This is a genomic window from Nocardia sp. NPDC057455 (assembly GCF_042802775.1).
In the GTDB taxonomy this organism is placed as follows: Bacteria; Actinomycetota; Actinomycetes; order Mycobacteriales; family Mycobacteriaceae; genus Nocardia.
Genome location: NZ_JBHVDM010000092.1, coordinates 20,558 through 27,185, shown reverse-complemented (window position 1 = coordinate 27,185; position 6,628 = coordinate 20,558). Strand labels below are relative to the sequence as shown.

At 68.3% G+C, this 6,628-nt stretch carries 4 protein-coding genes; 1 reads left to right on the top strand and 3 read right to left on the bottom strand.

The window, feature by feature from the left end; genetic code table 11:
* The coding region (locus ACFU5M_RS28040; protein ID WP_379053893.1) for a (Fe-S)-binding protein at positions 1-3,046 on the bottom strand (3,046 nt) is incomplete at its 3' end.
* 460 nt (positions 3,047-3,506) lie between these two features.
* Here ACFU5M_RS28040 and ACFU5M_RS28035 point away from each other — a divergent pair.
* Positions 3,507-4,211, top strand: a complete 705-nt coding sequence (locus ACFU5M_RS28035; RefSeq protein ID WP_379053892.1) for a hypothetical protein — start codon at positions 3,507-3,509, stop codon at positions 4,209-4,211.
* A 68-nt stretch (positions 4,212-4,279) separates the two neighbouring features.
* Here ACFU5M_RS28035 and ACFU5M_RS28030 read toward each other — a convergent pair whose 3' ends face one another.
* Together ACFU5M_RS28030 and ACFU5M_RS28025 are read right to left on the bottom strand one after the other, a co-directional pair.
* A complete protein-coding gene (locus tag ACFU5M_RS28030; RefSeq protein ID WP_379053891.1) occupies positions 4,280-5,167 on the bottom strand; it encodes an NRDE family protein in 888 nt (295 codons plus the stop codon).
* Positions 5,168-5,303: 136 nt separating this feature from the next.
* A complete protein-coding gene (locus ACFU5M_RS28025; RefSeq protein WP_379053890.1) occupies positions 5,304-6,566 on the bottom strand; it encodes a S1 family peptidase in 1,263 nt (420 codons plus the stop codon).
* Positions 6,567-6,628: the final 62 nt, after the last annotated feature.

Below are 6,628 nucleotides of genomic sequence, written 5' to 3'. Positions count from 1 at the left end.
GCGCCGTAGGAGTCTCCGCCGCAGGAGTCTCCGCGGCGGGAGCCTGCTCCGGCGGAGCCGGTTCGGCGGGAGCCGCATCCGTCGTGGCCGATGCCGCGGCGGGCTTACCGGGGGCCTTGGTACCGGGCCGCTTGAAGCCGGACTTCATGGCCAGACCCTTGGCGGGCACCGTGGGCTTCGTTTCGGTCGGCCCGGTTTCGGTCGACTCGGCTTCAGCCGGTTCGGCGATCTCGGGTGCTGCCTCGGCCGCCGGGGCCGCCGACGCCGGAGCCTTGGCGCTGGGCGCCTTGGCCGCGCCCTTCATCGCGAGGCCACCACCGGGAGCTTTCGCTCCGCCCTTCATCCCCAGCCCCTTGACCGGCTTGGCCGGAGCCTCGGTCGCGGCTGCCTCGGCCGCTGGCGCGGATTCGGCGGCGGGGGCCGCGGTCGCCTTGGCGCCGGGCGCCTTGGCCGCGCCCTTCATCCCCAGACCGCCGGGCGCCTTCGCCGGGCCCTTCATGGCGAGACCCTTGGCCGGTGCGGCGGGCGCCGACGCGGCCTCGGTCTCCGCCGGTTCCGCGGCAGGTGCCTTGGCGCCGGGCGCCTTCGCCGCGCCCTTCATCCCCAGTCCGCCGCCGGGCGCCTTGGCCGGGCCCTTCATGGCCAGACCGCCGCCGGGTGCTTTCGCGGGGCCCTTCATCGCCAGACCGCCACCGGCAGGCGCGGCCTTGGCCGGTGCGGGGGCTTCGGCGGCCGGGGCCGGTTCGGGCTCCGGCTCGGGTTCCGCTTCGGGCGCCTTGGGTTCCTGGATGACAGTCAAATTCTCGGTCAGCACCGCGGGCTCGACGCGCTCGATGGCGTCCAGCATCAGCTGCGCGACGTCCACCACTTCGACGCCTTCGCCCTCGCCCTTCTCCTGGCGCGCGGTGACGCCGTCGGTGAGCATCACGCGGCAGAACGGGCAGCCGGTCGCGATCTTCCCAGGAGCGGAGCCTGCGGAGCGACCAGAAGGCGCGGCGAGGGTGCTCAATCCCTCCTCCACCCGGTCGATGTTGACGCGCTTGCCGAGCTGCTCTTCCATCCACATCCGCGCGCCACCGGCGCCACAGCACATGGACCGCTCGCCGTGCCGGGGCATCTCGACCAGGTTCGAGCCGGATGCGGCCATCAGCTCACGCGGCGCGTTGTAGATCTTGTTGTGCCTGCCCAGGTAGCAGGGGTCGTGGTAGGTGACGTTCTGCGACACCGAGGCCACCGGGATCAACTGCTTCTGCCGGACCAGGCGGTTGAGCAGCTGAGTGTGGTGCACGACCTCGTAGCTGCCGCCGACCTGCGGGTACTCGTTGTTCAGCGCGTTGAAGCAGTGCGCACAGGTGACGACGATCTTCTTCTTGCGATCCTCGACGCCCTCGAACACCGAGTTCAGCAGCTCGATGTTCTGCTGGGCCAGCTGCTGGAAGAGGAACTCGTTGCCCGCGCGGCGAGCGGAGTCACCGGTGCAGGTCTCCTCCGCGCCGAGCACCATGAACTTCACGCCCGCGGTGGCCAGCAACTCGGCGACCGCCTTGGTGGTCTTCTTGGCGCGGTCCTCGTAGGCGCCCGCGCAGCCGACCCAGAACAGGTACTCGTAGCCGTCGAAGCTGTCGGCGTCCTGACCGAAGACCGGGATCTGGAAATCGAGCTCGTTGATCCAGTTGAGCCGGTCCTTGGCGTTCTGGCCCCAGGGGTTGCCCTTGTTCTCCAGGTTCTTGAACAGACCGGCGAGCTCGGACGGGAACTCGGACTCGATCAGCACCTGGTAGCGGCGCATGTCGATGATGTGGTCGACGTGCTCGATGTCCACCGGGCACTGCTCCACGCACGCGCCGCAGGTGGTGCAGCTCCACAGCACCTCGGGATCGATGATGCCGTTTACTTCCGCACCGCCGACCAGCGGCCGCTCGGCCTCGGCCTTCGCGGCTTCGGAGATCTTGGCCAGCTTCGCCTCGTTCGGATTGCCCTCGTCGTCGACCAGACCGACCTCGTCGCCGCCCATGTCCTTGCGGCCGCCGGCCAGCAGGTAGGGGGCCTTCGCGTAGCCGTGGTCACGCAGCGACATGATCAGCAGCTTCGGCGACAGCGGCTTGCCGGTGTTCCACGCGGGGCACTGCGACTGGCAGCGACCGCACTCGGTGCAGGTGGTGAAGTCCAGCCAGCCCTTCCAGGAGAAGTCCTCGATCCGGCCCGCGCCGAAGGTGTCGGTGTCGGGGTCCGCGGTCTCCATGTCGACCGGCTTGCCCTTCGACATCATCGGCTTGGCCGGGCCGAGCGCGACGCCGCCGTCCTCTTCCCGCTTGAAGTAGATGTTCGGGAACGCAGAGAAGCGGTGCCAGGCCACGCCCCAGGTGACGTTGCGACCGACGAAATAAAGGAACGCCATGCCGGACATCAGCTTCACGAAGGCGAACAGCGCCACCATCGTGGTATTCGCGGGCAGCAGCTTGGCCACCTGCATGGTGAAGAAGTCGGTGGCCGGGTCCGAGTGGCCGTAGGCGGCGATCTTGCCCGCCTTCACGAAGATCATGCCCAGGCCCTCGAGCAGCACGATCGCCTCGATGACGTAGGCCGGGCCGAACTTGGAACCGCTGAAGCGGGACAACCGCTCGGGCAGCCGGGGGTGGTTGAGCTGGCGCAGGATGATCAGCGTCAGGATGCCGACCACGGTGCCGATGCCGAGGATCTCATCCCACAGGTGGTAGATCGCCAGGTCGCCGATGATCGGCCAGTGGAACGCCGGGTCGAAGGTCTGCCCGTACGCCTCGAACCACAGCATGGTGCCGCCGATGAAGCCGATCATCACCAGCCAGTGCGCCCAGCCGACGGTGCGGAATTTGTTCATGCGCGTATGCGCGAGAAATTCCACGAGCATCTGCTTGAAGCGCGGGAAGAAGGGCCGCCAACGATCCGGCGCGGGCTGGCCGATCATGATGGCGCGCGCGATATTGCGGACGCCGCCGATGAACGACGCCCAACACAGGAGGCTGAGCGCCGCCCCAATCGTGCCCAGCGTCACTGTCAGGGCATTCATGTCGCGACCTTTCTTTAGAGGCACCCCGAGTCGCGGTTGGTTCCGCTACCGCCTCGGTTCGTTCGTATCCTAACCGGCAGTAAGTTACCCGCCAGTAACAACCATGTCCATCGTACGATCGGCTTTTGGGCTATAGCCCCATATGCTGGGGCTTGACCCATTATTTACCTGTGATCGATGTCACAGTAATTTGCATCGATCCGACTGTCGACCGACGGTTCACCACCGTAAACGTCGAAGCATTCCGTCCAGTCGGTAAGGATTGGCTTAGTCCCCATGGCTGATAAGGGATCTCGCTTAAAACGCGGCGTTCTATTAGGCTCACCACGTTCTGTTAGCCGCGACCGTCTTCACACTGCTCGGGGAGGATCCGGAGCCGCCCACCCAGATGTGCTGGATTAGAGCTCTCGCGTGAGAAGACCAGCGGCGACGTACGACCTGATGATGGATTGGAAACTGAATGAAACTCCGCAGAACCACCGCGGCGGCCGCGATGGTCATCGGTGCGATGACCATCGGACTGGGCACCGCCCATGCCGATGCCGAGCCGGCCGCTGACCCCATCCGGTACTCGGTCAAGCTGGTGGAGAAGACCGTCGTGACGACGCTCAAGGGGGGCACGTTCGAACTGGCGAAGTCTTCCGAGGACGTCAAGGAAGACGACGTCTACCGGATCAAGGACTCGCAGGGCAACGCGGTCCTCACCCTGCCGATCGCCTTCAAGGTCGCCGACACCGTCGTCCCGGTGAAGCCGGTGGTGAAGGACGACGACACGGTGCTGGAACTGACGCCTGAACAGGGTGTCACCGTGCCCAAGGACAAGCCGGCCAACGCGGTCAACGTCGTCGCGCAGCCGATCGCCTCGCCGATCGAGAACCAGCGCGCGCAGAACGAGTTCGCCAGCCAGTTCGGCATCGCGACCGCGGTCGGCGGCTTCCTCGGCACCGCGGTGGGTGTCATCGGTGGCGCGGTGATCGGCTGCATCCTCGGCCTTCCGTTCCTCGGCGTCGGCTGCATCCCGGCCGCGATCGCGGGTGCGGGCATCGGCGGCATCCTCGGCACCGTAGCGGTCGGTGGTCCGATGCTGGCAGTCGCTGGTATCGACCTGATCAACACGCTGCAGGCGCCGGACGGCACCACGAAGTGGGCGGACAAGCCGAAGTAAGCCCTCGGCCCCACCGCTCGTCAGATCACCGGCGGCCCGCTCTCCTCGGAGGGCGGGCCGCCGGTCGTTCACCCGGTGAGATCGAGCAAGCCGCGGACGACGACCTCGCCCAGGTCCTCGCCCAGCCTGCCGAACGAGCGCTCGACCATCTCGAACGTGCCGTCCTCGCGCACGACCAGCACCGTGCTCGCTCTGGTGCCGTGCACGGTGTCCGCGATGAACCTGGCCGAGAGCGCCCGCTCCAACTCGTCCGGCACCCCGGTGCGTGGCAACCGCTCGTCGGGGGCTTCGGTCCGGTCGGCCAGCAGCTCGAAGTAGCGGTCCACCGCACCGGGCTCGGTCCGCACGACCTCGCGCAGCGCGGTCAGGCCCGCCTGGACTTTGGGCCAAATGGGCTGTGGAGCGCGCAAAGCCTCTTCCCCCCGGCTCGGACCCGCGGACGTGACGAACGTGCCGTTGGAGAGCCCATGGAAGCCCGCAGCGAGCTCGCTCGGTTCCGCTGCGCTGCGATTGGAATGCCACCACAGCGTGCGCAGGTCGGAGACGACCAAGTTGTAGCCGTTGTAGTCGTCGCGAGCGGCGGCGATGTCGAGGACGTACTTCTCCGGCCCGGGGAACTCCCCGGCCGCACCGCGGTCGGTGGCGCCGCGCAGGAAATCCATCAGCAGCGCGCCACGGGAACGAGCATCGAGGCGGTGATCGGCGGGATTGCGCACGTTCGTGACAGCCGCGAATCGGTTGTTGCCGTGCGGCTGGGTGCTCAGGCCAAGCCAGGTGCCCGGAGGCTCGCCATGGGCGCGGCCAGGGGCCCCGGTGTCACGTCCGGCGAGCAGGCCGGGCGCTTCCGGCCACCAGCGCATGGACTCGGTCGGCCGAGTGTAGAACTCGTCGCGGTTGGCGGCCACGATCAACCGGTATTCCGGATGCGCGCGCCAGCCGATCAACACCAAACACATGGGGACCAGAATGCCGGACCGCTGCCGCACTCCATGCGGCGTTTCCCGCGCAGGGGGCGTGTAAGGGCAGCGGAAAGACCCTGAGACGGCGAAAAGGCCGACAGCTCAACAGCTGCCGGCCTTTCACGTTCCGCGTTCAGTTGGTGCGTACGCGCAACCCGGGGTTGTCCGAGAGCACCACGTGCACCGGCTGCGCGAACAACTGCGGCACGTTGCCGGTCAGAGCGCCGATCAGATTCGGGATCTCGCAGATCGGGTAGTCCGCCACCGACGACGCGCTGGAGATGCCGAGCGCCAAGCGGCCGGTGACGATCGGGCCGCCGCTGTCGCCGGGCAGCGCGCAGATGTTGGCCGAGAAGCTCTGGGTGAGCTCGCGGTCGCCGACCTGCACGGTCTGGTCGACGGCGTTGACCACGCCGCAGCTGAAGCCGGTGCGCGCACCGGACTTGCACACCGGAGCGCCGACGACCGGAGTCGCCACGCCGTCGACCGCGATCGGAGCCGCGCCGGGCGCCCGGACGCCGTTGTTGGCGAACCGGTCCTTGGCCTGGTCGTTGACCCGGATGATCGAGTAGTCCTGCTCGCCGAGCACCGACTTCTGGAAGACGCCGAGCTGCGCGCCGAGGCGGTCGCCGTTCATCTCGTACACGCCCGCGGCGTTGCCGCCGCCCGCGGACTGAATGTCCGGGTTGCAGTGGCCCGCGGTGATGTTCACCGTGTTGCCGTTGCGGTCGGTGCCGTTGAAGCCGAGCGAGCAGCGCAGCGAGCTGCGTCCGGCGACCGAGGCGTAGCCGTCGCCGCCGGCGAGGGGGCCGCGCGCCTCTCCGGCGATCTCACCGGCCTGCAGGGTGCCCTGCTCGCCCGCCACGGGCGGAGCCATCACGATGACGCGCGCCGGGTCGATGAAGTTCGGCATCGGCAGGCCCGCCTGGTCGACGCGCACCGCGATCGCGTTGTTCACGGTGTCCACCACCGCGCCGCGCACCAGCGACCGCACCGCCTCCGGCTGGCCCTCCAGCCAGCGCTCGAACGCGGTCTTCTCGCCACGCAGGGCCGCTTCGCTCTTGGCGACGTTGCGAACCTCGAAACCTGCCGACTCGGCCGCCTTCTTCGCCTCGTCGGCGCCGGGGCCCTGGGCCAGCGCCACGACCGCCTTGCCCGCGTCGTCCAGCCAGGAGCCGGCGAACGCGGCCGGGTACTGCCGCTGGGCGGTGGTGGCGAACGCGGCCACCTGCTGCGCCAGCTCCGCACGGTGCAGGTACTCGTCGGGCGAGATCTTCAGATCGCGAGTCACCGCGGCGATCAGTTCGGCGGGGAGGCCGGGAGCCTGGTCCGGCTGGGCCGTCGCTACTGCCGCCGTGGGCCCGAACAGCAGTATCGCCGCCGAGGCGGCGATCACTGTCTTTCGGATTACGGTCTGTCGCGCAGTCGAGCGGGGAGGTCCTATACGTGGCAGGAGCA

Coding starts and splice junctions, on each gene's coding strand:
- ACFU5M_RS28035 (WP_379053892.1), top strand. CDS start 3,507: ATGAAACTCCGCAGAACCACCGCGGCGGCCGCGATGGTCATCGGTGCG.
- ACFU5M_RS28030 (WP_379053891.1), bottom strand. CDS start 5,167: ATGTGTTTGGTGTTGATCGGCTGGCGCGCGCATCCGGAATACCGGTTG.